The following is a 334-nucleotide window of genomic DNA, read 5'->3' as shown; positions in this document are numbered from 1 at the left end:
TGGGGTTGTGGAGTTCGTGGGGCGGGTTGATCAGCAGGTGAAGGTGCGGGGTTTTCGGATCGAGTTGGGTGAGGTGGAGGCGGTGCTGGCCCGGCATGGTTCGGTGTCGCGGGTGGCGGTGGTGGTGCGGGAGGACCGTCCGGGGGATCGGCGGTTGGTGGCGTATGTGGTTCCGGCCGAGGGTGTTTCGGCGGAGGGGGCCTCGATGGGTGCGGGGCCGGTGCTTGATGTGGGGGAGTTGCGGCGGTTCGCGGGGGAGGTGTTGCCGGAGTTCATGGTGCCGTCGGCGGTGGTGGTGTTGGGGGTGTTGCCGTTGACGGGGAACGGGAAGTTG

1 protein-coding gene is annotated in these 334 nt (G+C 68.3%); it reads left to right on the top strand.

From position 1 onward, the window contains the following. Positions 1–7: 7 nt before the first annotated feature. On the top strand, positions 8–334 hold a 327-nt coding region (locus IG98_RS46345; RefSeq protein ID WP_425428164.1), incomplete at its 3' end, for an AMP-binding enzyme.

It is taken from the genome of Streptosporangium amethystogenes (assembly GCF_000721075.1).
Taxonomy (GTDB): Bacteria; Actinomycetota; Actinomycetes; order Streptosporangiales; family Streptosporangiaceae; genus Streptosporangium; species Streptosporangium amethystogenes.
This window is presented reverse-complemented; position numbering and strand designations above follow the sequence as displayed.